This is a genomic window from Antarcticirhabdus aurantiaca (genome assembly GCF_009765365.1).
Classification (GTDB): Bacteria; Pseudomonadota; Alphaproteobacteria; order Rhizobiales; family Rhizobiaceae; genus Antarcticirhabdus; species Antarcticirhabdus aurantiaca.
The window spans coordinates 65172-90274 of record NZ_VTOM01000019.1; the positions used below are offsets into that span (position 1 = coordinate 65172).

At 68.8% G+C, this 25103-nt stretch carries 23 protein-coding genes and 1 pseudogene; 10 read left to right on the forward strand and 14 right to left on the reverse strand.

Features of this window, described 5'->3' with window-relative positions:
• Positions 1-4: 4 nt before the first annotated feature.
• The 5 genes from FZN60_RS20600 (at position 5) to FZN60_RS20620 (ending at position 4719) form a co-directional block, all read left to right on the forward strand.
• A complete protein-coding gene (locus FZN60_RS20600; RefSeq protein ID WP_158875389.1) occupies positions 5-547 on the forward strand; it encodes a GNAT family N-acetyltransferase in 543 nt (180 codons plus the stop codon).
• A gap of 95 nt (positions 548-642) precedes the next feature.
• Positions 643-1734 (forward strand): polyamine ABC transporter substrate-binding protein, encoded by a 1092-nt coding sequence (locus tag FZN60_RS20605; RefSeq protein ID WP_158875390.1) that lies wholly within the window; start codon positions 643-645, stop codon positions 1732-1734.
• 5 nt (positions 1735-1739) lie between these two features.
• Positions 1740-2918, forward strand: coding sequence for an ABC transporter ATP-binding protein (locus FZN60_RS20610; RefSeq protein ID WP_158875457.1), 1179 nt, complete (start codon positions 1740-1742; stop codon positions 2916-2918).
• A gap of 8 nt (positions 2919-2926) precedes the next feature.
• Positions 2927-3892, forward strand: a complete 966-nt coding sequence (locus FZN60_RS20615) for an ABC transporter permease (protein WP_246727029.1) — start codon at positions 2927-2929, stop codon at positions 3890-3892.
• A gap of 2 nt (positions 3893-3894) precedes the next feature.
• Positions 3895-4719 carry an ABC transporter permease gene (locus FZN60_RS20620; RefSeq protein ID WP_158875392.1) on the forward strand — a complete coding sequence of 275 codons (825 nt, stop codon included), beginning with the start codon at positions 3895-3897 and terminating at the stop codon, positions 4717-4719.
• A 13-nt stretch (positions 4720-4732) separates the two neighbouring features.
• Here FZN60_RS20620 and FZN60_RS20625 read toward each other — a convergent pair whose 3' ends face one another.
• The gene (locus tag FZN60_RS20625; protein WP_158875393.1) at positions 4733-5956 is read right to left on the reverse strand and encodes a hypothetical protein; all 1224 of its coding nucleotides are present in this window, start codon (positions 5954-5956) and stop codon (positions 4733-4735) included.
• An 814-nt stretch (positions 5957-6770) separates the two neighbouring features.
• Positions 6771-7232, reverse strand: a complete 462-nt coding sequence (locus FZN60_RS20630; RefSeq protein WP_246727030.1) for a GntR family transcriptional regulator — start codon at positions 7230-7232, stop codon at positions 6771-6773.
• A gap of 153 nt (positions 7233-7385) precedes the next feature.
• Here FZN60_RS20630 and FZN60_RS20635 point away from each other — a divergent pair, with 153 nt between their 5' ends.
• A complete protein-coding gene (locus FZN60_RS20635) occupies positions 7386-7718 on the forward strand; it encodes a DUF5983 family protein (protein WP_158875394.1) in 333 nt (110 codons plus the stop codon).
• Positions 7719-7822: 104 nt separating this feature from the next.
• On the opposite strand, the gene FZN60_RS20640 is transcribed toward FZN60_RS20635, so the two are convergent.
• The 7 genes and pseudogenes from FZN60_RS20640 to FZN60_RS20665 all read right to left on the reverse strand — a co-directional run bounded on the left by FZN60_RS20640 (position 7823) and on the right by FZN60_RS20665 (position 14283).
• Positions 7823-8710, reverse strand: a complete 888-nt coding sequence (locus tag FZN60_RS20640) for a PfkB family carbohydrate kinase (RefSeq protein ID WP_158875395.1) — start codon at positions 8708-8710, stop codon at positions 7823-7825.
• Positions 8707-9576, reverse strand: a complete 870-nt coding sequence (locus FZN60_RS20645; protein ID WP_158875396.1) for a MurR/RpiR family transcriptional regulator — start codon at positions 9574-9576, stop codon at positions 8707-8709. Before FZN60_RS20645 ends, FZN60_RS20640 begins: the two co-directional genes overlap by 4 nt.
• Positions 9573-10553 (reverse strand): ABC transporter permease, encoded by a 981-nt coding sequence (locus FZN60_RS20650; RefSeq protein ID WP_158875397.1) that lies wholly within the window; start codon positions 10551-10553, stop codon positions 9573-9575. Before FZN60_RS20650 ends, FZN60_RS20645 begins: the two co-directional genes overlap by 4 nt.
• Before the next feature lie 4 nt (positions 10554-10557).
• On the reverse strand, positions 10558-11595 hold the full coding sequence (locus tag FZN60_RS20655; RefSeq protein WP_439647310.1) for a sugar ABC transporter ATP-binding protein: 1038 nt from the start codon (positions 11593-11595) through the stop codon (positions 10558-10560).
• A pseudogene (locus tag FZN60_RS29450) lies at positions 11590-12102 on the reverse strand (ATP-binding cassette domain-containing protein); the annotation flags it as partial. The pseudogene FZN60_RS29450 and the gene FZN60_RS20655, both read right to left, overlap by 6 nt.
• A 66-nt stretch (positions 12103-12168) precedes the next feature.
• A complete protein-coding gene (locus tag FZN60_RS20660) occupies positions 12169-13224 on the reverse strand; it encodes a sugar ABC transporter substrate-binding protein (protein WP_158875399.1) in 1056 nt (351 codons plus the stop codon).
• A gap of 72 nt (positions 13225-13296) precedes the next feature.
• Positions 13297-14283 carry a sugar phosphate isomerase/epimerase family protein gene (locus FZN60_RS20665; RefSeq protein ID WP_158875400.1) on the reverse strand — a complete coding sequence of 329 codons (987 nt, stop codon included), beginning with the start codon at positions 14281-14283 and terminating at the stop codon, positions 13297-13299.
• A 127-nt stretch (positions 14284-14410) separates the two neighbouring features.
• Here FZN60_RS20665 and FZN60_RS20670 point away from each other — a divergent pair, with 127 nt between their 5' ends.
• Positions 14411-15436 carry an NAD(P)-dependent oxidoreductase gene (locus FZN60_RS20670; RefSeq protein ID WP_158875401.1) on the forward strand — a complete coding sequence of 342 codons (1026 nt, stop codon included), beginning with the start codon at positions 14411-14413 and terminating at the stop codon, positions 15434-15436.
• A gap of 381 nt (positions 15437-15817) precedes the next feature.
• Here FZN60_RS20670 and FZN60_RS20675 read toward each other — a convergent pair whose 3' ends face one another.
• The 3 genes from FZN60_RS20675 to FZN60_RS20685 form a co-directional block, all read right to left on the reverse strand.
• Positions 15818-16222: an SDR family NAD(P)-dependent oxidoreductase gene (locus FZN60_RS20675; protein ID WP_158875402.1), complete on the reverse strand. Its 405-nt coding sequence runs from the start codon at positions 16220-16222 to the stop codon at positions 15818-15820.
• 96 nt (positions 16223-16318) lie between these two features.
• Positions 16319-16654, reverse strand: coding sequence for a hypothetical protein (locus FZN60_RS20680; protein WP_158875403.1), 336 nt, complete (start codon positions 16652-16654; stop codon positions 16319-16321).
• Positions 16655-16813: 159 nt separating this feature from the next.
• Positions 16814-17428 carry a TetR/AcrR family transcriptional regulator gene (locus tag FZN60_RS20685; RefSeq protein ID WP_158875404.1) on the reverse strand — a complete coding sequence of 205 codons (615 nt, stop codon included), beginning with the start codon at positions 17426-17428 and terminating at the stop codon, positions 16814-16816.
• Between the two features lie 102 nt (positions 17429-17530).
• Between FZN60_RS20685 and FZN60_RS20690 the strand changes: the two genes are divergently transcribed.
• Genes FZN60_RS20690 through FZN60_RS20700 form a run of 3 tightly spaced genes read left to right on the forward strand, consistent with a single transcriptional unit; the run spans position 17531 to position 22354 of the window.
• Complete coding sequence (locus FZN60_RS20690) at positions 17531-18646, forward strand: efflux RND transporter periplasmic adaptor subunit (protein ID WP_158875405.1); 1116 nt, start codon at positions 17531-17533, stop codon at positions 18644-18646.
• A gap of 3 nt (positions 18647-18649) precedes the next feature.
• A complete protein-coding gene (locus FZN60_RS20695; protein WP_158875406.1) occupies positions 18650-21775 on the forward strand; it encodes an efflux RND transporter permease subunit in 3126 nt (1041 codons plus the stop codon).
• A gap of 51 nt (positions 21776-21826) precedes the next feature.
• Positions 21827-22354 (forward strand): PaaI family thioesterase, encoded by a 528-nt coding sequence (locus FZN60_RS20700; protein ID WP_158875407.1) that lies wholly within the window; start codon positions 21827-21829, stop codon positions 22352-22354.
• A 674-nt stretch (positions 22355-23028) separates the two neighbouring features.
• Here the strand turns inward: FZN60_RS20700 and FZN60_RS20705 are convergent.
• Together FZN60_RS20705 and FZN60_RS20710 are read right to left on the reverse strand one after the other, a co-directional pair.
• The gene (locus FZN60_RS20705; protein ID WP_158875408.1) at positions 23029-24027 is read right to left on the reverse strand and encodes an EthD domain-containing protein; all 999 of its coding nucleotides are present in this window, start codon (positions 24025-24027) and stop codon (positions 23029-23031) included.
• An 11-nt stretch (positions 24028-24038) separates the two neighbouring features.
• Positions 24039-25100, reverse strand: coding sequence for an SDR family oxidoreductase (locus tag FZN60_RS20710; protein ID WP_158875409.1), 1062 nt, complete (start codon positions 25098-25100; stop codon positions 24039-24041).
• Positions 25101-25103: the final 3 nt, after the last annotated feature.

Sequence of the window (25103 nt, forward strand, 5' to 3'; positions counted from 1 at the left end):
GGCGATGGGCGTGGCTGAGCGGCCCTGGCGGCGGATGCGCCGAAACGACGTGCCGGCGGTGGACGGGCTCGGCGGCGTCGTCCATCCCGCCTTCTACGAGCGGCCCGAGGTGTTTCTCGATCGCCTCGCGCTGTTTCCCGAAGGCGCCCTGGTCTGCGACGCGCCGGACGCGGCCTTCGGCATCGCCGGCTACGCCATCGCCTATCCCGCGCCGCTCGCCGCCCCGCCGCCGCTCGACACGGTGCTCGGCCGCCTGCCCGCCGACGCCGATGCCCTCTACATCCACGACGTCGCGGTCGATCCCGCCTTTCGCGGCCGCGGGCTCTCCGAAGGCGCCGTTTGGCGCCTCGTCGACCTTGCCGAGGCGCGTTTCGCCGCGGCGACGCTGATCTCGATCTACGGCACGCCGCCCTTCTGGCGCCGCTTCGGCTTCGAGCAGCGGCCGGACCTGATCGACCCGGAGAAGCTCGCCTCCTACGGCGGGGAGGCCGTTTTCATGCTGCGACCGTGCGGCGCGCAAACAAGCAGCTTGGGTCCAAGGACTTGAAAAGCGGCACGAAACATTAGGAATATGGGGGCGGCATCGGCAATAGTGCGCGACGCCCCGCTCCGCCGACTTTCAGGGAAGGTCCCGCCTCGATCATGAAGCAATCCACCGTTCTCCTCGCCGCCGCCGTGCTCGCCGCCTCCGTCGCCGCCGCGCCCGCACAGGAGAAGGTCGTCAACGTCTTCAACTGGTCGGACTACATGGATCCGCAGATCCTTGCGGACTTCACCAAGGAAACGGGGATCAAGGTCGTCTACGACGTCTACGATTCCAACGAGATGCTGGAAACGCGCCTGTTTGCCGGCTCCTCCGGCTACGACGTGGTGGTGCCCTCGGCCGAGTTCCTGGCGCGCCAGATCGAGGCCGGCGTGATGCAGCCGCTCGACAAGGCGAAGCTGACCAACATCGGAAACATGTGGCCGGTGATCACCGACAAGGTCGCGGCCTATGCCGGCGTCAACGATTATTCGGTCAACTACATGTGGGGCACGACCGGCATCGGCTACAATCCGAAGATGGTCGCCGAGCGCATCCCCGACGCGCCGACCGACTCGCTGAAGCTCCTGCTCGACCCGCAATACGCCTCCAAGCTGGCCGATTGCGGCATCTACATCCTCGACTCGGCGAGCGAGGTCATCCCGCCCGTCCTCAACTATCTCGGCCTCGACCCGAACTCGACCGAGCCGGAGGACCTGAAGAAGGCCGAGGAAACCCTCCTCGCCGTCCGCCCCTTCATCCGGCGCTTCGATTCCTCGGGCTATATCGCCGCGCTCGCCAACGGCGAGATCTGCCTCGCCTACGGCTTCTCGGGCGACGTCTTCCAGGCGCGCGACCGCGCCGAGGAAGCGAATGCGGGCGTCGAGGTCGCCTATTCGATCCCCGTCGAGGGCACGCAGATCTGGTTCGACCAGCTCGCCATTCCCACCGACGCGCCTCACCCCGAGGAAGCGCTCGCCTTCATCAACTATCTCATGCGCCCCGAGGTCATCGCCAAGGCGACGGACTTCGTCGTCTACGCCAACGGCAACCTCGCCTCGCAGACGCTGATCGACCCCAAGATCCTGGCCGACAAGGCGGTCTATCCCGACGAGGCGACGCTCGAGCGCCTCTACGTGAAGCTGCCCTACGACGCGCGGGCGCAGCGCCTCGTCAACCGCGTCTTCACCACGGTCAAGACCGGCCAGTGAGCGCCCTGGGCGAGGCGCGGCCGCAGCCCGCGCCGACGGGCCGGTCGCTCGGCAGCATCCGCCGCTCCTTCGCGCCCTGGGCCGATCCGGCCGAGGTTCCGCTGATCGAGTTCGCCCGCGTGTCCAAGCGCTTCGGCAGCTTCGCGGCGGTGAGCGAACTCGATCTCGCGATCTATCGCCGCGAGTTCCACGCCCTTCTCGGGCCGTCGGGCTGCGGCAAGTCCACGCTGCTTCGCATGCTGGCCGGCTTCGAGGAGCCGACGAGCGGCGAGGTGCGTCTCGACGGGCAGACGCTCAACGGCATCCCGCCGCACAAGCGGCCGGTCAACATGATGTTCCAGTCCTACGCGCTCTTCCCCCACATGAGCGTCGAGAAGAACGTCGAGTTCGGCCTGAAGCAGGACGGGATGGCGCGCTCCGAGCGCGCCGACCGCGTCGCCGAGATGCTGAAGCTCGTGAAGCTCGAGCCCTTCCGCAGCCGCAAGCCCGCCCAGCTCTCCGGCGGCCAGCAGCAGCGCGTCGCGCTCGCCCGCTCGCTCGCCAAGCGCCCCAAGGTCCTCCTCCTCGACGAGCCGCTCGGCGCGCTCGACAAGAAGCTGCGCGAGGAAACCCAGTTCGAGCTGATGGACCTCCAGCAGAGCCTCGGGCTCACCTTCCTGATCGTGACCCACGACCAGGAGGAGGCGATGACCATGGCCGACCGCATCTCGGTGATGCGCGAAGGGCGCATCGCCCAGGTCGGAACGCCCGAAACCGTCTACGAGGCGCCGGCGAGCCGCTACGTCGCCGAGTTCGTCGGCGGCGTGAACATCCTGTCCGGCACCGTCGCCGAGCGGCGCGGCGACCGCGTCCGGCTGACCGTCCCCGGCGGGATCATCGAGGCCGACGTGCCGGTGGGCAGCCGGCTGCAGACCGGCTCGCCGGCCGTCTTCGCCGTGCGGCCGGAAAAGCTGCGCATCGCCCGGCACGCGCCGGCCGATCCCGGCGTCAACGCCTTTCGCGGCGAGGTCTGGGACATCGCCTATCTCGGCGACATGACCCTCTTCAACGCGCGCCTGCCCGGCGGCGAGATCCTCAAGGCCGCCACCGTCAACGCCGCGCGCGCCAGCGCCGAGCCGCTCGGCTACGAGGAGGAGGTCTGGCTGACCTTCGCGCCCGACGCCGGCGTCGTCCTGCCGGAATGAGCGCCGACGTGGCCGAACCGGCGGGGGCGCCCGCCGCCCGCCCGGCGCCCGAACCGGCCGGGCCGGAGCGCATCGCCGACAGCGCGTCCTTCCGCCGCCTGGTGGTGGGGCTGCCCTTCGTCTGGCTCCTTCTCCTGTTTCTCGTCCCCTTTCTTCTCGTCCTGAAGATCTCGCTCTCGACGCTCGCCCTCGGCCAGCCGCCCTACGAGCCGGTCTTTCCGCTCGCCGAGATCGCGAGCTTCGGCGAGCGGCTGCGCGAGCTCAGCTTCGAGAACTACCTCTTCCTGACGGACGATCCGCTCTACCTCGACTCGCTGATCTCCAGCCTCGTCACGGCGAGCGTTTCGACGGTGCTCGCGCTTCTCGTCGCCTATCCCTTCGCGCTCGGCCTCGCGCGCGCGCCCGAGCGCCTGCGCCCGATGCTGCTCGTCCTCACCATCCTGCCGTTCTGGACGAGCTTCCTGATCCGCGTCTACGCCTGGATGGGGATCCTCAGGAACGAGGGCTTCCTCAACCAGCTCCTGCTCTGGCTCGGGCTGATCGACCAGCCGCTGGTGATCCTCAACACCAACACGGCCGTCCTGATCGGCATCGTCTACTCCTACCTGCCCTTCATGGTGCTGCCGATCTATGCCAGCCTCGAGCGCCAGGACCCGCGGCTCCTGGAGGCCGCGGCCGATCTCGGCTCGCCCCCCGCCCGCGCCTTCTGGCAGGTCACCTTTCCGCTCTCGCTGCCGGGCGTCCTCGCCGGCTGCCTCCTCGTCTTCATCCCCGCGGTCGGCGAGTTCGTCATCCCCGACCTTCTCGGCGGCTCGGAAACCCTGATGATCGGCAAGACGCTCTGGAACGAGTTCTTCATCAACCGCGACTGGCCGGTCGCCTCCGCCGTCGCGGTGGTGCTGCTCGTGCTGCTCGTCGGCCCGCTCCTTCTTCTCCAGCGCGCCCGCGGCAGCGCCGGCGCCGGGGCGCTCTAGGCATGGGCGGCGCGCGCGGCTGGAGCCCGTTCAACATCGTCTCGGTGGTGGTCGGCTTCGCCTTCCTCTACATCCCGATCGTCCTCCTCGTCGTCTTCTCGTTCAACGCCTCGCGGCTCGTGACCGTCTGGACCGGCTTCTCGACGCAGTGGTACGCCGCGCTGCTCGCCAACCAGCAGCTCCTCGACGCGGCCTTCGTGACGCTGCGGATCGGGCTGATCTCGGCGAGCCTCGCCACCGTCCTCGGCACGCTCGCGGCCATGGCGCTGACGCGCTACGCGCGCTTTCGCGGCCGGCTCCTGTTCAGCGGCATGATCTACGCGCCGCTCGTCATGCCGGAGGTCATCACCGGCCTGTCCCTGCTTCTGCTCTTCGTCGCCGTCGGGCTCGACCGCGGCTTCTGGACGGTGACGCTCGCCCACGTCACCTTCACCATGTGCTTCGTCACCGTGGTGGTGCAGTCGCGGCTCGTGTCGCTGGATCGCAGCCTGGAGGAGGCCGCGCAGGACCTCGGATGCCCACCCTGGAAGTCCTTCCTCGTCGTCACCCTGCCGCTGATCTGGCCGGCGGTCGCGGCGGGCTGGATGCTGGCCTTCACGCTCTCGCTCGACGACCTCGTGATCGCGAGCTTCACCTCCGGCCCGTCCTCGACGACGCTGCCGATGCGCATCTACAGCCAAGTGCGGCTCGGCGTGACCCCGGAGATCAACGCCATCTCGACGATCCTGATCGGCATCGTCACCTTCGGCGTCGTGGTGTCCGCCGTTCTGACCAAGCGCGGCGCCGTCCGGCGCGCGCGCGACGAGCGGCTGGCCGCGGAGGGCTAGGCCGAGCGACGTTCTAGCGGCCGGTCTCGCCGGACGCCTTCAGCGCCTTGCCATGGGCCGTCTCGATCGCCTGCATCGTGTCCTCCAGCCCCTTCAGCGTCGGATCGACCGGCGCGTCGGGCGCGAGGGCGAGGTAGTCCAGCGCCTCGATCGCCGACAGGGCCGCGACGAGCTGGAGGCGCGCCTGCGCGTCGGGCACGGCCGCGCCGCCGGCGAGCCGCGCCTTCACCTCCGCCAGCCGCGCCAGAACCGGACGCGAGGGCGTCGCGGCCGTGCCGGCTGCGGCGGACAGGAGCGGCGCCGCGCGCAGGAACCCGCCGACCGTCGCCGCCTCGACCAGGCGGTCGATCGTGGCCAGGCGATCCGCCTCGCTGTCGATCGCGGGCGGCGCCTTGCCGGCGAGCGCCAGCGGCGGCAGGTCGGGATCGATCACGGGCCCGGCCGCCATGCGCACGCGCATGGGCGCGGGCGGACCGGCAAGGCCCGCGGGCATCGGCTGGACGGCGGCCGCGCCCGGCGTTATCGGCGCTTCGAACGCGGCGGGGCGGCGGATGCCGTGGGTCACCACCGCGTCGAGCACGGCCTCGCGATCGGCCCCTTGCGCCTCGCGCAGGCCCGCGATCGCCGCGGGGATCGGCCGCGCCTCGGGCGCGAAGCGGGGGAGGGGCACCGGCCTCATCGCGGCGAAGGCGCGCGACACGGCCGCCGCCGCCGCTTCGCGCTGCGTGGCAAGGTTCGCCTGATGGGTGGACGGGTCGATGCCGCCGATCGTGCCGAGCTGGCGGCGCATGGTGCCGAGAAAGAAGTCGACGTTCTCGCACAGATAGGGCGAGGGGCTCTGGTCGAGATAGTCGGCAAGGTCCGCCCGGACGCGCTCGGCGACCCAGCGCTCGTTGCTGCCGGCAAGGCCACCCGCCGCGCCCCGGCGCTTGGCGAGCGCGTTCGCCTCGCGCAGCGCGGCCTGCTCGGCCGGTGCGCGCCGCAGCGAGGGGGGCACGAAGAGAAGGGCGCCGGGCAGCGAGGGGTCGCCCGCCGACAGCGCTGCGGCCGCGGGCCGGGCCACGGTCTTGAAGACGCCCGCCCGCACTCCTTCCAGCGCGTCGTGATAGGCCGCCGGGCAGCTCTGCCCGCCGCGTACCTCCGATCCGCCCTGCTGCGCGAGGACCGGCGAGGCCGGCGCGGCGAGGATGGAGGCTCCGACAAGAAGCACTCCGAGATGCTGGACGATGGACGGCATCGCTCCCCCTTGGGCTCGACAGGCGCGCCGATGCTGGACGCGATCCTTGCCGGTAGATTTAAGCGGTAAAGCTGAACAGCCTCTTGCTCCCCCGGCTCAAAGGCTGCGGACCCACCCTCCCGTTGGTCCGCCGCGCCTTGATCGCCGCCGCACGTTCAGGGTATAGACGGGGCGAAAGTGCCGACACGATGTCTATGTAGCTCAGCAGGATAGAGCGCTTTCCCGAGGCATTTAGCTTACCACGTGCGGAAAGGCATGGCTCCGCACGGTGGTAAACTTACCCAAGCAGCCCCGCCTATCGGCGTCGGAGCTTGCACGGGGCACCGGATGCACCGCAGAATCGTCGCGACGTCGGCAGCCGCTTGAAACAGGTTGGTCTATAGGCTAGCGTTTCCGAGGGTTGAGCGAGATCCTCATCGGTGATCGCTCGTCTTAGATGTCTGCGTAGCTCAGCAGGATAGAGCACAGGATTCCTGGTAAAATTGGGCGCCACGAACCGAAAGGGCGTGGTGGATCTGCTCAAAGTCGGGGAACGCTTCTCAAGCTCTTGAGGTGCCGATCCCGAGCCAAGCCGGCTTCGGCCGGAAGGTGTAGAGACTGGTAGGGCAGCACCTAAGGGCTCCGGCCTAGGGTGAAGGGACAGTCCAGACCACGAATGCCGTTCGCGGCAGCGGCGAAAGCCGAAGTGGTATGAATCCTGGGGTCGTGGGTTCGAATCCCGCCGCAGACACCAAGCTCCAGAACATCAAGGTGCGAGAGCGCCGACATGGTTGTCGATCGGCGCCGTGTCATCACCTCGCCGACATCAGCACGCTCAATAGGTTGGCGCGCCGATCGGCATGGAAGCCGGGCGCCGATCCACACACAGGGCAGGGGCAGGGGGACCGGGGACGATGACGGGGCGCGACGCGGTTATCGGCGGCCGTGATCGATGGAAGATCGAGCCGTTGTCGAGGAGGCGCTCGGCCGGAAGGCGCTCGACGTCGGACTCCAGCATCCGCTCCTGGATTCGGCGCAGTTCGGCGATGATCTTGGGATCGACTCGGAAGTCCGGCTCCAGCATGGCCGCCGGTTCGATCAGCATGCGGAAGCGGTAGATCTGCTCGAAAGCCTTGGGCGTCTTGGCGACGGGAAGCAAGCGCCAGCCATAGCCCTGCTTGCGCTCGGCCCAACCCTCGCGCGTCGCGCGAACCAGGATGTCGGAGATCTGGGCCTTGGTCAGCACGTAGCGCTCCCGCAGCATCTGCTCGCTGACTGCCGCCGCGACATTGCGCACGTTGCCGATTGGTACAGCAACCTGTTGAGCGTGCCGACGCCTGCGCGGTTGCGATCAGGCGCCGATCAGCAATCTGACCGACGGCCGCAGCATCCCCCTTGTGGCATTCAGCGGCCTAGGACTCCACCATTGTAGGCAGATGGAGATATGGCGATGACGGTGCGGAAATTTATGGACGTGTCGACCGGGCACCTGACGCGGGATGACGTCGAACTGCTCCAAGCGGGCGCGCTCCCGATCGAGGTCCTGGCGTACGAGTATGGCTGGATCATCTCGACGGCAGGCCTCATGGGGATCGACGGTGTAGAGGAGAATGCGGCCAAGCTCAGCGCCTCCGGCCTTTCTGGCACCTTTATTGAGGTCGCTCGGGCGGCAGGGGCACGAGATTGCTGGATCCTGCGCTTCGACGCCGATGCCGATCTCGACCTCGAGCTGCCGATCGGCGGCTACGGCCTCGACGTCGAGGATGCCAGTCATCCTGGTTGAGCCAGCAGCATCCGAAGAGGATTGCCAACAGAACAGGCACGAAGGATCAGGCGCCGACCACGGGTTCATCTGCCCGTGCCGGTGAACGCATGAGCGATAGGCACTTAGAGCGCGGCAGACTTGGTAGTCGAGACGTGCCGGCCGGCCGCCTCGTTCGCGTCCGAGAGGCTCTCGTCGAACGGCTTGCCGAAGGTGAGAGCCGCGACGAGGGCGCCGACGAAGACGTCGCCCGCGCCGTGGGTGCTGACGAGGGTCACAGGCCGCGCGCGCAGCGTCACCGTCGGTTCGCCCCGCTTGACGCCGGCGACGCCATCGCCGCCGGCCGTCACAACGACGACGGGGAAGCGCGCGGCGAGCGCTTCCGCCGCCGCGCGCGCATCGTCAAGGCCGGCAACGCCCCGGCTGCCGAACTGCTCAGCCTCGATGGCATTGACGACGAGGACGTCGAGGAGGCCGGCGAGATCGTCGGAGAGCGGGCGGTAAGGCGCGGCGTTGAGGCAGACGAGCGCGCCCGCGGCCTTGGCGGCGCGCGCGGCGGCGACGTTGACGGCGTCGGGCACCTCGTTCTGGAGGATCAAGGCGGACGCCCCCGCCCAGAGATCGGCGGCGGCGACGCGGCCGGGATCGATCGCGATGTTCGCGCCCGACACGATCACGGCGCCGTAGTCGCCGCCCGCATCCGAGATCGCGACGCTCATACCCGAGCCGGTGCCGGCCAGCGTCTCGACGTGGGTGGCATCGACACCGCCGTCCTCCAACGCCGCGCGCAGGAAGCGCCCGAACGCGTCGTCGCCGACCGCTCCGGCCATGCGCACGTGCGCGCCGGCTCGTGCCGCGGCGACCGCCTGGTTGCCGCCCTTGCCGCCGAACTTCGGGACCCAGGCGTGGCCCGTCACCGTCTCGCCCTTGCGGGGACGGTCGGGGGCATCGACCATGATGTCGTAGTGGAGGCTGCCGACAACGACGATCACGGGCGGCTGGTGCAAGGTCATGTGGTCCGTCGCTTGGCTTTCACGGCGCCCATGGTGGCGGTGAGGTTGCGCTCGGCGGCCTTGAGGTCGCGGCTGGCGACGGCTGCGAAGACCGCGTCGAAGATGATGAGCTGGGCGATGCGCGCGGCGGCGTTTTCGCCCAGAAGCGGCGACCCTTGAGCCGTCGAGCAGAGGACGACGTCGGCGGTTCTTGCCAGCGGCGAGGTCGCGTAGTTCGTCAGCGCGATGGTGCGCGCGCCGCGCCTGCGGGCGAGTTCCAGAGGCTCGATCACCGCCGTCGTCGTGCCCGAATGCGAGAAGCCGATGGCGACGTCGCCTTCACCGAGAAGCGCGGCGGACATCAGCATCATGTGCGCGTCGTCGAAGACGCTGGTGCGCACGCCGATCCTCAGGAACTTGTGGGCGACGTCGCGGGCGATCTGGGCCGAGCCGCCGATGCCGTAGAGGTCGCGCTGGCGGGCGGAGAAGATCAGGCCCACCGCGCGCTCGAAGGCCTCCGGGTCGAGGATCGAGAGCGTTTCCTCCAGCGCGTGGATGGAGGTGCGGAAGACCTTCTGGGCGATCTCGACGCCGGTGTCGTCGGGCGAGAGCTCCTGGTGCAGCTCGGCCGTCGGCAGGCGGTTGTAGTCGACGACCCCGGCGCGGAAGTCCTTGTAGCCGGAAAAGCCGAGCTTCTTGGCGATCTTGACGATCATCGCCTCCGACACGCCCGCGTCGTCCGCGACGGTCTTGATGCCGGTTCCCTCGTCGAAGTCGCGCCGCCCGAGGATCATCTCCACCACCCGCGCCTCGAGCGGCGTCAGGTGGGGCATCATCATGCGGATCCGGGGGCCGACGGTCCTCGGATCCGTGAAGCTCATGTTCATCCCCGTCCCCTCGTCGCCCGGTCGATCAGCATCGCGACGAGGATGATAAGGCCGGTTGCGAGGAGTTGGTAGAACGCCTGGACGTTGAGGAGCGTCAGGCCGTTGCGGAGCGTGCCCAGGATGATCGCGCCGAGAAGTGTGCCGATCACCGAGCCCTTGCCGCCCATCAGCGAGGCCCCGCCGATTGCGGCGGCCGCGATGGCGTCGAGCTCCCAAAGGTTGCCGAGCGTCGGGTCGGCGGCGCCCAGACGCCCGACGAGGATGAGGCCGGCGATCGCGGCAAGGCCGCCGGAGATCACGTAGCTCGCGATCTTGGTCATGGCGACGGGCACGCCGGCGATGTGCGAGGCCTCCTCGTTGCCGCCGACGGCGAGGAAATACTCGCCGAGCGGCGTCTTGTTGAGGACGATCCAGACGAGGAGCGCGAGCACCGCGACGATGACGACCGGCGTCGGGATGCCGAGGATCGCGCCGTTGAAGAGCGCCCGGAACTCCGGCGGGATGCCGAAGATCGGGTTGCCGCCGGTGTAGATCAGCGCCGAGGCGCGGTAGAGCGAAAGCGTGCCGAGCGTCACGATGAAGGGCTGGAGGCCGCCATAAGCGACGAGGATGCCGTTCACCGCCCCGCAGGCCATGCCGAACAGGAGCGCCGCGGGAATGGCGAGGAGGATCGGCGCGCCGCCGACCATCATCGCGGCGGCCGCGACCGCGGCGATCGCCGCCGTCGGGCCGACCGACAGGTCGATGCCGCCGGCGATGATGACGAGCGTCATGCCGAGCGCCACGCAGGCGTTGATCGAGGACTGCTGGAGGATGTTGAGGAGGTTGCGCTCGGTCAGGAAGTTGGGGCTGAGCGCCGCGAAAACGACGACGATCGCGACGAGGCCGATAAGCGTGCCCGCATCGCGCAGGCCGAAGCCGAGCTTGAAGCCGCGGCGGGCGGGCCGGGGGGTGGCGAGGCTGTCGGTGGAGGACATGGGATCAGGACCCCGTGGCTGAGAGGGTAGGGGACGGGGCGGCGGCTGTTTCGGAACGCGGCACGGCGAGCGCGACGATCGCCTCCTCGCTGATCGCCTCGCGCTCCAGGATGCCGGCGATCGTGCCTTCGCGCATCACGAGGACGCGGTCGGAAACGCGCAGGATCTCCGGAAGCTCGGAGGAGACGACGATCATCGAGCGGCCCTCGGAGGCGAGCTTCTCGATAAGGGCGTAGATCTCGGCCTTGGCGCCGACGTCGATGCCGCGGGTCGGCTCATCAAACAAAAGGATCCGCGCCCCGGCGGCGATCCAGCGGCCGATGATCGCCTTCTGCTGGTTGCCGCCGGAGAACTGGCCGATCGGCCGCTCGATGTCGAGCGGGCGAAGGTTCAGCTCGCGCATCAGCCGCTCGCTCTCGCGAGACAGGGCGCGCTTCTTCACGAAGCCGCCGCGCGAGAAGCGGTGCATGGAGGAAAGTGCGATGTTGGAGCGCACGGAGCGGCGGGCGACGATGCCGTCGCGCTTGCGCTCCTCGGGCAGGAGGCCGAGCCCGGCGGCGATGGCCGCGCGCGGGCGCCCGAGCGCCAGCGGCTTGTTCTCGACGCGGATCGCGCCCGAATCCGGCCGGTCGACGCCGGCGATGAGGCGCAGAAGCTCGGTGCGCCCCGCCCCGACGAGACCGGAAATGCCGAGCACCTCGCCGCGCCTAAGCTTGAAGCTGGTGTTCTTCACGGCGGAGCCGCGCGTCAGGTTCGCGACGTCGAGAACGACCTCCTCGCGCGCGAAACCCTTGTGCCCGGCGGCGGCGAGCTCGCGCCCGACCATGCGGGCGATGACCTCGGCCTCGCTCGTGTCCTTCAAGGCGACGTCGGCGACCTTGCGGCCGTCGCGTAGGATCGTCGCGGTCTCGCAGACGCGGAAGACCTCGTCCATCTTGTGGGAAACGTAGATGATCGAGACGCCCTTGGCGGCGAGGTCGGCGATGAGCACGGCCAGGCGGTCGAACTCGGCAGGCGTGAGGCTCGATGTCGGCTCGTCCATGGCGAGGACCTTGGCGTCCTCCATCATGGCGCGGGCGATCTCGACGACCTGGCGCTGGGCGACCTTCAGGCTGCGGATCGGCGCGGCCGGATCGATCGCGGCGTCGAGCGGAGCGAGGGCTTGCGCCGCGGCGCGCTCCTGGGCGCGGCGGTCGACAAGGAGGCCGCCGGCGGTGCGAAGCGGACGGCCGAGGAACATGTTCTGGGCGACCGTCAGCTCCGGCACGTGCTGGAGCTCCTGATGGATCATCGCGATGCCGGCGCGCCGCGCGGCGACCGGCCCGTGGCCGGACAGGCGTACGCCGTCGACCTCGACATGGCCGGCCGACGGCTCGAAGACGCCGGACAGGATGCGCAGCAGCGTCGACTTGCCCGCGCCGTTCTCGCCGAGAAGTCCATGCACGGTGCCGCGCTTCACGCTCATGCCGACGCCGTCGAGGGCGCGCAAGGGCCCGAAGCTCTTGCCGATGTCGATGAGCCGCAGCCGATCGGGATCGCTCGAAGTCATGGGATCTGCCTGCCTCCTCCCGAGGTCGGATACGGGAGCGCGGGACGGGCCCGCGCCCCCGGCGGATCAGTTCGCGGCCTGCTTCAGAAGGACCTCGCGCAGCGCGTCGCCCTTCACGGCGAAGCTTTCGACGTTGTCCTTGGTGATCAGGGCCTGGGGCGTCGAAACGACGCGCGGCAGGTCCTGGCCGCCGAGGAGCCGGAGCGCGGCCTCCATGGCCACCTCGCCGGTGAGGACGGGGAAGGAATCCACCGTGCCCGTCAGCTCGCCCGCGCGGATCGAGGCATAGGCGTCGGAGATGCCGTCGGTGCCGAACACCACGACCTTGTCCTGGAGCCCGGCCGCCTTCACCGCCTCGACGACGCCGAGCGCCATGCCGTCATTGTTGGCGTAGAAGCCGACGAGGTCCGGGTTCTGCTGGAGGACGGTCGAGGCCGCGTCGTAGGCGACCTGGCGGTCCCAGTTGCCGGGAACGCTCGCGACGACCTCGAACTTGCCGCCCTCGGTGACCGTCTGGGTGAAGCCCGCCGTGCGCTGGCCCGCCGCGAAGACGCCGGCCTGGCCCTCGATCACCGCGACCTTGCCGCCCTGCGGACGGTTCTCCAGGAACCACTGCGCCACGCGCATGCCGTTGTCGCGCTGGACGTTGCCGACGTAATGCTCGGCGCTCGGGATCACCGCGTCGTTGACGTTGATCACCGGGATGTTCTGCGACTTGGCGCTTTCCAGCGCCGGCTGGAGGTTCGAGTCGGTCTGCGGCGAGAAGAGGAGCGCGTTGAAGCCCTGGCTGATCAGGTTCTCGGCGATGGAGAGCTGGCCGAGCTGGTCGCCCTCGCTCTGCGCGGCCTGGTAGACGACCTCGACGCCCGCCTTGTCGGCATAGGCCTGGTAGCCCTCGCCCAGGCTGCGCCAGTATTCGTTGGTCAGCGTCTTGGAAACGCCGCCGACGCGCGTGCCCTCGGCCGCCTTCGGCACCTCGCCGAACTTTTGCTGGAGGGCGGACCACTCGATGCGGTCGGCCTCGGTGTCGGAGTTGAGCGGCGCGAGATCCTGCGCGACGGCGAGCCCGGCGACGAGCGAGAGCGCGCAGGCCCCGACGAGCGCCTTCAAGCGAAGCTTCATGATGTGATCCTCCCGTATAACAATACCGGACGTCGAAGCGCGGTCCGGCTCGCGATCTCGTGGGCGCCCGCCTCAGGCGGCGGCGATCAGCGCCTGGTTGACGATGGACTGGCTGGCGACGCCGTCCTGGTGCGCCTGGGCCTCGCCGAGCCGGTTGTCGGCGTCGAGCCGGTCGGCGACCGCCATCAGCCGGTTCACCGTTTCGATGTTTGTTTCGCACTCGGCGACCGGGTCGAGGCCCGAGGCGTCGGGGAAGGTGTCGAAGTAAAGGGCGCCCTCGTAGCCGTCGCGCCGGATCTGGCGCAGAAGCTCCAGCGTCGAGCGCAGATGGACGGCGCCGACCATCAGCCCGTCGTCGCGCTTGCCGTAGCCGTCGTTGAGGTGGACGCCAAGGAGCTTGGAGCGGCGGTGGATGAGGTGCGCCGCGAAGGCCGGCTGCTCGCCGGCATACAGCGAATGGGCAAAGTCCATGGTGACGCCGAGGTTGGGGCAGCCGGCGTCCTGGATCGCGAGCAGCGTCGTCGCGCAGTCGCGCAGGAGCGCCTGGGCCCGCGGCTCGTCCGGCTTGTACTCGATCGAGACCTGGCAGGCGGGATCGTGCTCGGCGACCTCGCGGATGCCGGCGACCTCGAGGTCCCAGGCCTGGGAATAATCGAGTTGGAAGTTGTAGTCGAAGCCGTCCTGGCCGAGCCAGAGTGTCATCAGGTCGGCGCCCATGGCGCGAGCCGCGTCGATGCCGCGCTTGGTGAGCTCGATCGCCTCTCGCCTCACGGATTTATCAGGATTCGTGAAGGCGCCGAGCTTGAAGGCGGGATTGGTGTAGTAGCGCATCGCCAGCCCGTTGACCTGGAGGCCGAGGTCGCAGATGCGCGCGCCGACCGCTCGAGGGTCGTCGGCCACGTGATCGGGATAGTTCAGGTCCACGTCCGTCAGCCCCTTCGCAGTCGCAGCACGGGCCGCTATCTGCATGAAGCTCGGCTTGCCCTGGAGATCGGGCCAGAAAAGGTGCGGCGCGGAGCCGAAGGAGTTCAGGCGGGTGGCGAAGCGCGACAGGGTCATGGCATCCGTCTCAGCAGTTTCTTCACAAATAATACGAAGATCGTGAAGTTGTCAAATTGCGTGCGCGGCGCGGGCTGGCTATGAGGATCGTGGGGCCTGAGCCCCGCTGGCATGGAGGACGCCCGACGTGAGCCGCACCCTCATCCTCGTCGACCCGCTCCCGCGCACGCTCGACCTCATCATGGAGCCGAGCGTGCGCGCCCGGCTCGAAGCGCTAGGCGAGGTGGTCGCCTTCGAGGACGGGCCGATGCCAGACGAGACGGTCGAGGCGCTCCTGCCCGACACGGTGCTGATCCTCGGCCAGACGGCCATGGGGCGCGAGCGTCTGGACCGGGCGCCCAAGCTCAGGGCAATCATCAACGTCGAGACCAACTTCCTGCCGAACGTCGACTACGAGGCCTGCGCCGCGCGCGGCATCCCGGTGCTGACCCCCGCCTCGGCCTTCGCGGCGCCGGTCGCGGAGGCCGCCCTCGGCATGGCGCTGGATCTTTGCCGCGGCATCACGGCCGCGGACCGGGCCTTTCGCGAGGGAATCGAGGCCTACGGGCTCGAAGGCAACGCCGACACCGTGCGCTTCTTCGGCGCGGATGTCGGCATCATCGGCTTCGGCGACCTCGGGCGGACCTTTCGCGATCTGATCCGGCCCTTCAGGAACACCGTCCGCGTCTTCGATCCCTGGCTGCCGGCGGCCGTCATCGAGCGCGCCGAGGCTCGGCCGGCGTCGTTGGACGAGGTGCTTTCGCGCAGCCGCGTCGTCGTGGTCTTCGCCAGCGTCACGGCCGAGAACGAGGGCTTCATCGGGGCGCGCGAGTTCGCGCTCATGCAGCCGGGCGCGGCCTTTATCCTGATGAGCCGGGCGGCGGTGGTGGACTTTCCAGCCATGCTGGACGCTGCCCGCTCGGGCGCCGTTCGCGTCGCGACCGACGTCTTCCCCGTCGAGCCGGTGCCGGCCGACGATCCCGTCCGCACGACACCGAACCTCCTCCTGTCCGCCCACCGCACGGGCGGCACGCGCGACGCCTTCTTCGAGATCGGCGCCATGGCCGTGGCCGACGCCGAGCTTATCATGCGCGGCCTGCCGCCCGTTCTGTGCCGTCGCGCCGACCCGGCGACTGCCAGCCGCCTGCGCTCCAAGCCTGTCACCGTGTCATGAGTGAAAAACTGTCCCGGCACCAAGCGCTTTGCTGCCCCGCGCCTATCTCCGCAGTTCGAAGCGGCAGGCGACCCTGGATCGCCAAGCTTCAGCACTATCCAGTCGAGTCGTTGCGCGTTGATTCAGATGCAGACAGCAGCGAGTTCGTCGGCCGTTAGGAAGCAAGGAGGTGTCTCGCGGCCCTTCCAACTTGCGATTCAATCAGGACGCATGGTGACGTTGGGGAACTGCCGCAATCGAGGGCGTCGGCTGATGGGGCTGAAGGTCCGAGAAGGGTCGATAGTGTTGAAAAAGGCGCCGTTTCTGCCGCGATGAAGTGGTGATTCAATCCTCCTGAATGTCGATCAGCGACGTTCCGTGACCCCGCCGATGCCAACACGATCAACAGGTTACCATGCCGATCGGCGTCGAAGCTCTACGCCGATCCACAGTCATGCGGATGGTGCCGTGGAGGTTCGTGTCGAAGAGCTCATGGATCTGCTCGATCGAGCTTTCCTCGGCCGCCCCCAGCAGGCCGACGCCGGCATTGTTGACGAGGAGGTCGATCCGACCGGCCGCGGCCTCGACGGTCGCCCCGGCCTCTGCGACCGACGCGTCCGAGGTCACGTCGCAAGTGACGTGCTGGACGCCGCCGGCGGCAGAGCCCGTTGTCGATCGGCGCGTGGTGCCGAAGACGCGATAGCCTTCCTTCGCCAGGGCCTTGGCCGTGGCTAGGCCGATCCCTCCGGACGCTCCGGTCACGATGGCGACCCCGCCGGAGGATGGGACGCTCGAAAGCTTGCTCATTGACGGTGCGATCCTTTTACAGGGCATCGAGGGGAGTGGGACGTCGAAGACCCGGTTATTCCCAGGGGCTGGCGTGCGCCGGTCACGGCAGCGGCATCAGTTCGCAGGAAACGCCGGCGTCACGAGCAGTCGATCGTTTGAGCGCCTGATCTCAAAGGTTGCCGGTGCTTCCTCCGCGCTGCCGGGCGTCGACAGGACGAGGCTTTGACCGTTCTGAAGGGCCGCCTGCACGCGGATGGGAACGGTGCCGGGCGCGTCGCCGACGAGGGTCGCGACGACGAGGTAGTTCGAAGCTTCGACGGTGTAGTAGGCGGTGCCCACGTGCCCCGGCAGATCGATGCGCTGCGCATGGGCGGGCTTTAGCCCATCGGCGAGTGCGGGGCCGGCGATGAGGCCGGCGACGGCGGCAAGGGCGATGGTTCGCGTGATCATCGGTTCAGTCCTTACAGTTTGTGTCGGATGGGGGGGCGCCGGGCGTGCGGCGGCACTGGCCGACCGCGGGGCACGATCGGCGTTGCTGTGGTGTCGGGAGTGGAGGGGTGGGACGCGGGCAGCCCCGAAGGCACGGTCCGCGTCTGCGTCAGGTGAGGTTTAATGCTCTGAGGTCGACCCTCGGTTCTCGCGGCCCGTCGCGGCTGCCGGCCGATCAAGGATGTCGCGGATGGACGCGTCGAGGATCTCCTTCGACAAGACGGGATCGTTGACGCTGCGCGACAGCACCATCGCCCCGATCATGGTCGAGGCGATCGCCATTGCTCGCCTGCGGCGGTCGTCGAGGTCGTCCGGCAGGCAGGCCTCGAGAAAGTCGACGTAGGCGACCACGCCCTCCTCCATGGAGGCGCGAACAGCCGGGCCCGCCCGCGCGGCATCAGGCCCGAGCGCGGCCATCACGCAGCCCTCCGCCTGCTCGTCGCGGTGCTCGGGTGAGAGGTAGGCGCGCACGAGCGGCACGAGGGGGCGCTCCGGATCGCGAGCGGCGAACTCCCGCCAGCGCTCGCGAACGGCGGCATAGCCGCGTGCGCAGGCATTGGCCGCCAGATCCTCCTTGGACGCGAACTGCTTGTAGAAGCCGCCCTGCGTCAGTCCGGCGGCCTCCATTAGGTCCTTAAGGCCGATGCCGTCGAAGCCGTGACGGCGGAACAGGCGGCTGGCGACGTCGATCACCCGTTCGCGGTTAGCTTCGGCCTGGGCTCGGGACACACGCATCGGCAACTCCTTTTTGGATTGCGTCCGACATCTATAGGGCATATAGAGGTCGTACGCAATCTATAAAAGCCCTGGGCGTCGTCCCGTCAACGAGGTGGCTCCATGAAGCCTTGGTTCCTGATCGCTCTCGGCAGCGCCATCCTCGTCGCCGCGGGCGGTGCCGTCGTCGTCTACCCCTCGCTCGCCTCGACCGAGCCGACCGCCAAGCCTGGGCTGATCGACGCCCGAACCGAGCCGCCGATGGTGGCGACCGTCGAGGCGCGCCGGATCGGCGCGTCCGAGCGCGCCTTCACCGGATCGGTCGCAGCCCGGATCCAGAGCAATCTGGGCTTCCGCGTGCCCGGCAAGATCGTGGAGCGCCTCGTCGACGCCGGCGACGAGGTCAAGGCCGGCCAGCCGCTGATGCGCATCGACGAGCGCGACCTGCACCTGGCGCTCACCGCCAGATCCAAGGCGGCGGACGCGGCTCGCGCCGTAGCCGTCCAGGCGCGAGCCGACGAGAAGCGCTACGCCACCCTCCTGAAGCTCGGCCAGTCGCCCCGCCAAAGGTACGAGCAGGCGAAAGCCGCGCTCGACTCGGCCGAAGGCCAGCTCTCCGCCGCCGAGGCCGAGGCCGACGTCGCGCGCAACGAGGCGGGCTACGCCGTTCTCGTCGCCGATGCCGACGGCTCCGTCGTCGAGACGCTCGGAGAGCCGGGCCAGGTCGTGTCGGCGGGCCAGGCGGTCGTTCGCCTCGCACATGACGGCCAGCGCGAGGCGACCGTGTCGCTCCCAGAAACCGTGCGACCCGCGATCGGGTCGCAGGCCGAGGCCAGCGTCTACGGGCTTGGCGACCGCCGCTGGACGGCGACGCTGCGCCAGCTCTCCAGTGCCGCGGACGCCCAGACCCGCACCTACGAGGCGCGCTTTGTTCTGGACGGAGAAGCGGCCGACGCGCCGATCGGATCCACCGTCACGGTTTGGATCAAGGACCCGGTCGCCGCGAACTCCGCCGAGGTGCCGATCGGCGCGATCCTCGACGAGAACGGCACGACCGGCGTCTGGGTCGTCGACCGCGCCGCATCGAAGGTGTCGCTGCGCCCCGTGACGATCCTAGAACTCGGCGAGGAGACCGCCACCGTCTCCGGCCTCGAGCCGGGAACCCTCGTCGCCGCGCTCGGCGCCCATCTCCTCCACGAGGGCGCCGCCATCCGGCTCCTCGCCGCCAAGGGCTTCTGAGCCATGAGGTTCAACCTGTCGGCCCTCGCCGTGCGCCACCGCTCGGTGACGCTCTTCCTCATCATCGTCGTCGCGCTCGCTGGCGCATTCGCCTTTCTCAATCTTGGCCGCGCCGAGGACCCGGCCTTCACCGTCAAGACGCTGATCACGACGACGGTCTGGCCTGGCGCGACCGCGCAGGAGATGCAGGATCTCGTCGCCGAGCCGCTGGAGAAGCGCCTCCAGGAGCTGCGCTACTACGACCGCGTCGAGACCATCGCGCGGCCGGGCGTCGCCTTCATGACCCTGACCCTCAAGGACGACACGCCGCCGAGCGCCGTGCAGGACGAGTTCTACCAAGCCCGCAAGAAGCTCGGCGACGAGGCGCGCAACCTGCCGACCGGCGCCTTCGGCCCCTTCGTCAACGACGAGTTCTCCGATGTCACCTTCGGCCTCTACGCCCTGAAGGCGCCGGGCATGCCGATGCGTGCCCTCGTGCGCGAGGCTGAGGCCATGCGCCAGGAGATCCTCGACGTTCCCGGCGTGAAGAAGGTCAACATCCTCGGCGAGCGCCCGCAGCGCATCTTCGTCGAGTTCTCCTACGCCAAGCTCGCCACCCTCGGCATCTCGGCGCAGGACGTCTTCCTCGCCCTCCAGCGCCAGAACACCGTCGCGCCCGCCGGGTCGATCGACACGGCGGGCCCCCAGGTCTTCCTGCGCCTCGACGGTGCCTATGACGACCTCCAGACGATCGCGGACACCCCGATCGTCGCAGCCGGCCGCTCGCTTCGCCTGTCCGACATCGCCGAGGTGCGCCGCGGCTACGAGGATCCCGCGACCTTCGCCATCCGAACGGAGGGCGAGCCCGCCCTGATGCTGGGCGTCGTCATGCAGGACGGCTGGAACGGGCTCGACCTTGGGGCGGCCCTTGAGGCCAAGACCGCCGAGATCGGCGCGCGTCTGCCGCTTGGGATGAGCCTCACCAAGGTGACCGACCAAGCCGTCAACATCGCCGGCTCCATCGACGAGTTCATGGTCAAGTTCGTGATGGCGCTCGGCGTCGTCCTTCTTGTGAGCCTCATTGCGCTCGGCTGGCGGGCCGGCATCATCGTGGCGCTTGCCGTGCCGCTGACGCTAGCCATGGTCTTCCTGATCATGATCGACACGGGGCGCTTCTTCGACCGCATCACCCTCGGCGCGCTGATCCTTTCGCTCGGGCTCCTCGTCGACGACGCCATCATCGCCATCGAGGTCATGGTGGTGAAGATGGAGGAGGGCATGGACCGGGTCTCGGCCGCCGCCGTCGCCTGGAGCCACACGGCCGCGCCCATGCTGTCGGGCACGCTCGTCACCGTGATCGGCCTGATGCCGGTCGGCTTCGCCCAGTCGACGGCGGGCGAGTACGCCGGCAACATCTTCTGGATCGTCGGCTTCTCGCTGATCGCCTCCTGGTTCGTGGCGGTCGCCTTCACGCCCTATCTCGGCGTCAAGCTCCTGCCGGACATCAAGCCGGTGCCCGGCGGCACGCACGCGATCTACGACACGCCGAACTACCGGCGCCTGCGCACCGTGATCACCGCGGCCGTGCGCCACAAGTTCCTGGTCTGCGCCCTCGTAGTCGTGTCCTTCGGGCTGGCGGTGGTCGGCATGGGCGGGATCAAGCAGCAGTTCTTCCCGTCCTCCGACCGCCCGGAGGTCCTCGTCGAGGTGCGCCTGCCGGAAGGCTCCAGCATCGAAGCGACCACAAGGACGGTCGAGACGCTCGAAGCCTGGCTGGAAACGCAGCCCGAGGCCGAGCTGGTGTCGAGCTACATCGGGCAGGGCGCGCCGCGCTTCTTTCTCGCCATGTCGCCGGAGATGCCCGATCCCGCCTTCGCCAAGATGGTCGTCCTGACCAAGGACGCCGAGACGCGCGAGGTTCTGAAACTCCGCATGCGCGAGGCGATCGCCGAAGGGCTGGCGCCGGAAGCTTATGTGCGCGTGACGCAGCTCGTCTTCGGCCCCTACACGCCGTTCCCCGTCGAGTTCCGCGTCATGGGGCCGGATGCAGGGGAACTGGTGCGCATCTCCGGCGAGGCTTTGTCGATCATGCGTGGCGTCGAGGGCGTGCGCCAGGCCAACCGCGACTGGGGCAGCCGCTCGCCGACCCTGCGCTTCGTTCTCGATCAGGACCGCCTGAAGCTCATCGGCCTGTCGCCGACGGAAGCCGCCCAGCAGCTCCAGTTCCTCTTGTCCGGCATCACGGTCACGCAGGTGCGCGAGGACATCCGCACCGTCGACATCGTCGCCCGCAGCGCCGGCGAGGAGCGCCTCGACCCGACGCGCCTCAAGGACTTCTCACTGACGAGCCGCGACGGCCGGCTGATCCCGCTCGACCAGATCGGCCGCACCGAGATTCGCATGGAGGATCCGATCCTGAAGCGCCGCGACCGCACGCCCACGATCACGGTGCGCTCCGACATCGCCGAGGACGCCCAGCCCCCGGAGGTCTCGACTGCCGTGCTCGCCGCGCTCCAGCCGCTGATCGCCGAGCTGCCGGCCGGCTATCGCATCGAGATGGGCGGCAACATCGACGAGTCGCTGAAGGCCAACGCGGCGCTCGCCAAGGTCTTCCCGATCATGATCGTGCTGACGCTCATCGTCATCATGTTCCAGGTGCGCTCCTTCTCGGCGACATTCATGACCGTCTTGACGGCGCCGCTCGGCCTCGTCGGTGCCGTGCCGATCCTGCTCGCCTTCGACCAGCCGTTCGGCTTCAACGCCATCCTCGGCATGATCGGCCTCGCCGGCATCCTCATGCGCAACACGCTGATCCTCATCGAGCAGATCCGCGAGAACAAGGCAGAAGGGCTCGACGACACCCACGCGGTGATCGAGGCGACCGTCCAGCGCACGCGCCCCGTGATCCTGACGGCGCTCGCCGCGGTGCTGGCCTTCATCCCGCTGACGCACTCCGTCTTCTGGGGCTCGATGGCCTACACGCTGATCGGCGGCACCGCCGGCGGCACGGTGCTGATCCTCCTCTTCCTGCCCGCCCTCTACGCAGCCTGGTTCCGCGTAAAGGCGCCCAAGGCGAGGGAGGCATCCACGGCGACGCAAGGCGCGAGCACAGACCATCACGGCCAATCTGGCGTAGTGCCGGCCGAGTAGGCCCGGCGTGAACCGGACTGGAGCGCGACCCGCTTCCTCGAGGAGATGTCGATGAGCGAGCGACAAGCGCATCATGAGGGACATCCCCCGGCGACCTTTGCGCCGCTTCCGCGGGACGAGCTGGTCGGCCTGAGCGGGCTGGAGGTGCTCCGGCGCATGCTGGACGGGCGGCTCCCGCTGCCGCCGTTCGGGGCGACGCTGGACATCGTACCGGTCGAGGTCTCGGAAGGGCGGATGGTGTTCGCGGGGCGACCGGCCGCCGCCTTCCAGAACCCGATGGGAACGGTGCACGGCGGCTGGATAGCCGCGATCCTGGACTCCGCCATGGGCTGCGCCGTCCACTCCACCCTGAAGGCCGGGCAGAGCTACACGACGACGTCCCTGACCCTGAACTACGTCAGGTCCTTGCTGCCCGGCGGCGTCGAGGTGCGCTGCGAGGCATCCGCCCTGTTCTCGGGAAAGCGCACCGCCACGGCCGAGGGCCGCCTCCTCGACGCGGACGGCCGGCTGATCGCCCACGGCACGCAGACCTGCCTGATCCTCGACGCGCCGCCGCCAAGCGGCGCCTCCGTCGGGTAAGGCGCGCGATTCCCGCCGAAGCGGGCCGATACGACAGCAACCTTTGAGCCGCCGTCGGCCCCGCCGGGAGCCCAGTGCCATTGCTATCCGTGCCCTTCGCCAGGCAGAGCGTTCCGCCTTCTCCAGCCAGAAAGCCCGCCGCACTACTCAGACCGTTATGTCCGCCGGATCAGGCGCGCTCGACGCGTCGGCGCTCGACACGCGCACCCGAGCGCTCCTCACCGATCCCGTCGTGCCGCTGATCCTGGGGCTCGCCTGACCGAACCTCGCCGTCATGCTGCTCCAGGCCTCGACGGGCCTCGTGGAGACTGTTGATCTGCGTGGCCAACAGTCTCAGCCGACACTCAAGCGCTCAACGAGTTACAACGCCAAGCAGCGGCGAAGCGTTCCGCCGATCAGCAGTCATGGTTGAGGTTGTGTCTCGTCCGCTTTCGCGAGAGGCTAAGATGGCTTCTACGAGAACCTGTGCAGCAAACTCCGCCTGCGGTGCGGTGTCGACCATTCGGACGTGATGGTGGCGTTCACACAAAACACCGACAACTAATCGTTCGAAACCTGCGGGCGCAGCTCGTTACAGGGAGCTCTGACGGGCAAAGGCGGCGCCGATTGGTTTTCGCGCAATGGGCTTCCGGCGCTGATTCATTGGAAAAGGACCTCCTGCATTGATGAACCTGTCAGCGTTCGGTGCGGAGTTCCGGCATGAGGCGGTTGATGACGCTGTAGTTGACCGCTGTCCACCACTCCGATCCTTCGCCACAGATCGCATCCTCCGAGGCCGAGATCGCATCGTGATCGGCGCTGACGAGAAAGTCCTCGACATCGTTCAACGAGGCGAAGGCGAGAATCGAAACAGCATCCATGCGCTCAGCCTCGGAATCCTCCTGCGTCGTTCCGAGCGTGTGGAGCTGGGCATAGCGCCTGACGAACTCGTGCGTGGCGCCCTGCGCCATGACGAGCTGCGCGTGCTCGCCCAGGAGGCGGCGCTGGAACTCGTCGCGCGTCAGCTCCGGCCGACGAACATGAATCTTCACCAGGCTGATCGGGTCGCGGTGTCGCGCGCTCGGGATCAGGATGAACTCGCGGGCGATGCCGCGCGTCACCTTTCGGAAAGCGGTCTGCTCGTCGGCGATGATCCGCTCGGCGAACTTCTCCTGCCCGAGCGTTCTCTCGATGTCGGCCTCCTCGCCGTAGACGATGTAGGCCAAACCGTCCCAGCGCGGTCGCTTGAAGGTGGGCACCCGCTTCTCCGGATCGGAGGGCAGGCGGCCGCTCTCGTCCACCATTGCGCGGTAAGGCGGCGGAAGGGCCGATGAGGGTCCGGAGGCGAGCCGGTGCACCTGATCGTAGCGCAGCACGAGCTCGGACGAGCTGCCCGGCTCGTCCCAGGCGAACTTCGGTCCGTGCACCTTGCGCCAGTACTCGTCCCAGTGCTCGAAGGCGAGATTGGGATCGGGCTCGAGCGCCAAGGCGCCCGGGTGACGGTCGGGATGGCGCACTCCGTGGCCGCGATGGTTGCGGGAGGATCCCTCGTCCTGCGGCCGCTCGCCCGGCGGCGTGTCGTCGACGCGGCTGACGAAGGTGGGCGTGACGATGAGCGGCTTCGTCGTCGAAGCGAACTCACGTCGTAGCGGCGCGCGGTGGAGATTGTCGCTTCGCCCGAAGTCCTGCGGCATGGCAATGCTCCTCACGGGATCAGGCGATCGGCGCGCAGCCGCTCGAAGAGCTCGAAGAAGGCCTCGTCGGTCGCTTGGTAGGCGGTGAAGCCGAGGCGCCGGCTCTTGCCCATGTCGGTCACCACCTCGAGAGGTCGGCCGAGATCGGCGTCGGTGTGCCAGGGCGAGGCGAGGCGGGAAAGGTCCGCCTCAGCCAGACCTTCGCGCTCGGCGATCCGCCGCCAGAGCGGCGCGTCGTCCTTCATCTGCTCTTCGAGGGGCGTCACGGTGCCGTCGAAGGGCGCGGGCTCCAGCCCGAACCACTCGGCGAGGCGGCCCCACATCCAGTTCCAACGGAAAACGTCGCCGTTGACGATGTTGAAGTCCTCGTTTGCGGCTGCCGGCGTGGTCGCTGCCCAAAGGAGCTGTTTGGCGAGCTGGCGCGCGTCGGTCATGTCGGTGAGGCCGTTCCACTGAGCGGCCGAACCCGGGAAGCGGAAGGGGCGCCCCGCCTCCCGGCAGAGCGTGGCGTAGACGGCGAGCGTCGTGCCCATGTTCATGGCGTTGCCGACCGCCTTGCCGATCACGGTGTGCGGGCGGTGGACGCTCCAGGTGAAGCCGTCGCGCCGGGCGGCCGCGAAGACCTCGTCCTCCTGCGCGTAGTAGAAGTTCGGCACGTCGAGGCGACCTTGGCTTTCGCGGAACGGCGTCTGGGGCAGGGTGCCTTTGCCGTAGGCCTCGAAAGGGCCGAGATAGTGCTTGAGGCCGGTGACCAGCGCGACGTGGCGCACCGAGCCGGCCGGACGCAGGCCGTCGAGGAGGTTCCTCACCATGCCCGCGTTGACGCGGATGTTCTCGGCCTCCGTGGCCTGCCGCAGCCAGGTCGTGACGAAGACCGCCTCGGGCTTCAGGTCACGCAGGGCGGCTGCCGTTCCCGCGGCGTCCTGAAGGTCGGCCGCGACGGGCAGGACGCCCGGCTGTTCGGTCGGGCGACGGGCGAGGCCGTGGACGGTCCATCCCTCCCGGATCAGGAGATCCGCCGTCGCGCTGCCGACGATGCCGCTCGCGCCGACGACGAGTGCCGAGTGTGCCATGAC

Excerpts from the sequence above, each read along its gene's own strand:
- FZN60_RS20600 (WP_158875389.1), top strand. The coding sequence starts at position 5 with ATGGGCGTGGCTGAGCGGCCCTGGCGGCGGATGCGCCGAAACGACGTG.
- FZN60_RS20605 (WP_158875390.1), top strand. The coding sequence starts at position 643 with ATGAAGCAATCCACCGTTCTCCTCGCCGCCGCCGTGCTCGCCGCCTCC.
- FZN60_RS20620 (WP_158875392.1), top strand. The coding sequence starts at position 3,895 with ATGGGCGGCGCGCGCGGCTGGAGCCCGTTCAACATCGTCTCGGTGGTG.
- FZN60_RS20625 (WP_158875393.1), bottom strand. The coding sequence starts at position 5,956 with ATGCCGTCCATCGTCCAGCATCTCGGAGTGCTTCTTGTCGGAGCCTCC.
- FZN60_RS20635 (WP_158875394.1), top strand. The coding sequence starts at position 7,386 with ATGACGGTGCGGAAATTTATGGACGTGTCGACCGGGCACCTGACGCGG.
- FZN60_RS20640 (WP_158875395.1), bottom strand. The coding sequence starts at position 8,710 with ATGACCTTGCACCAGCCGCCCGTGATCGTCGTTGTCGGCAGCCTCCAC.
- FZN60_RS20645 (WP_158875396.1), bottom strand. The coding sequence starts at position 9,576 with ATGAACATGAGCTTCACGGATCCGAGGACCGTCGGCCCCCGGATCCGC.
- FZN60_RS20650 (WP_158875397.1), bottom strand. The coding sequence starts at position 10,553 with ATGTCCTCCACCGACAGCCTCGCCACCCCCCGGCCCGCCCGCCGCGGC.
- FZN60_RS20655 (WP_439647310.1), bottom strand. The coding sequence starts at position 11,595 with ATGGACGAGCCGACATCGAGCCTCACGCCTGCCGAGTTCGACCGCCTG.
- FZN60_RS20660 (WP_158875399.1), bottom strand. The coding sequence starts at position 13,224 with ATGAAGCTTCGCTTGAAGGCGCTCGTCGGGGCCTGCGCGCTCTCGCTC.
- FZN60_RS20665 (WP_158875400.1), bottom strand. The coding sequence starts at position 14,283 with ATGACCCTGTCGCGCTTCGCCACCCGCCTGAACTCCTTCGGCTCCGCG.
- FZN60_RS20675 (WP_158875402.1), bottom strand. The coding sequence starts at position 16,222 with ATGAGCAAGCTTTCGAGCGTCCCATCCTCCGGCGGGGTCGCCATCGTG.
- FZN60_RS20680 (WP_158875403.1), bottom strand. The coding sequence starts at position 16,654 with ATGATCACGCGAACCATCGCCCTTGCCGCCGTCGCCGGCCTCATCGCC.
- FZN60_RS20685 (WP_158875404.1), bottom strand. The coding sequence starts at position 17,428 with ATGCGTGTGTCCCGAGCCCAGGCCGAAGCTAACCGCGAACGGGTGATC.
- FZN60_RS20690 (WP_158875405.1), top strand. The coding sequence starts at position 17,531 with ATGAAGCCTTGGTTCCTGATCGCTCTCGGCAGCGCCATCCTCGTCGCC.
- FZN60_RS20695 (WP_158875406.1), top strand. The coding sequence starts at position 18,650 with ATGAGGTTCAACCTGTCGGCCCTCGCCGTGCGCCACCGCTCGGTGACG.
- FZN60_RS20700 (WP_158875407.1), top strand. The coding sequence starts at position 21,827 with ATGAGCGAGCGACAAGCGCATCATGAGGGACATCCCCCGGCGACCTTT.
- FZN60_RS20705 (WP_158875408.1), bottom strand. The coding sequence starts at position 24,027 with ATGCCGCAGGACTTCGGGCGAAGCGACAATCTCCACCGCGCGCCGCTA.
- FZN60_RS20710 (WP_158875409.1), bottom strand. The coding sequence starts at position 25,100 with ATGGCACACTCGGCACTCGTCGTCGGCGCGAGCGGCATCGTCGGCAGC.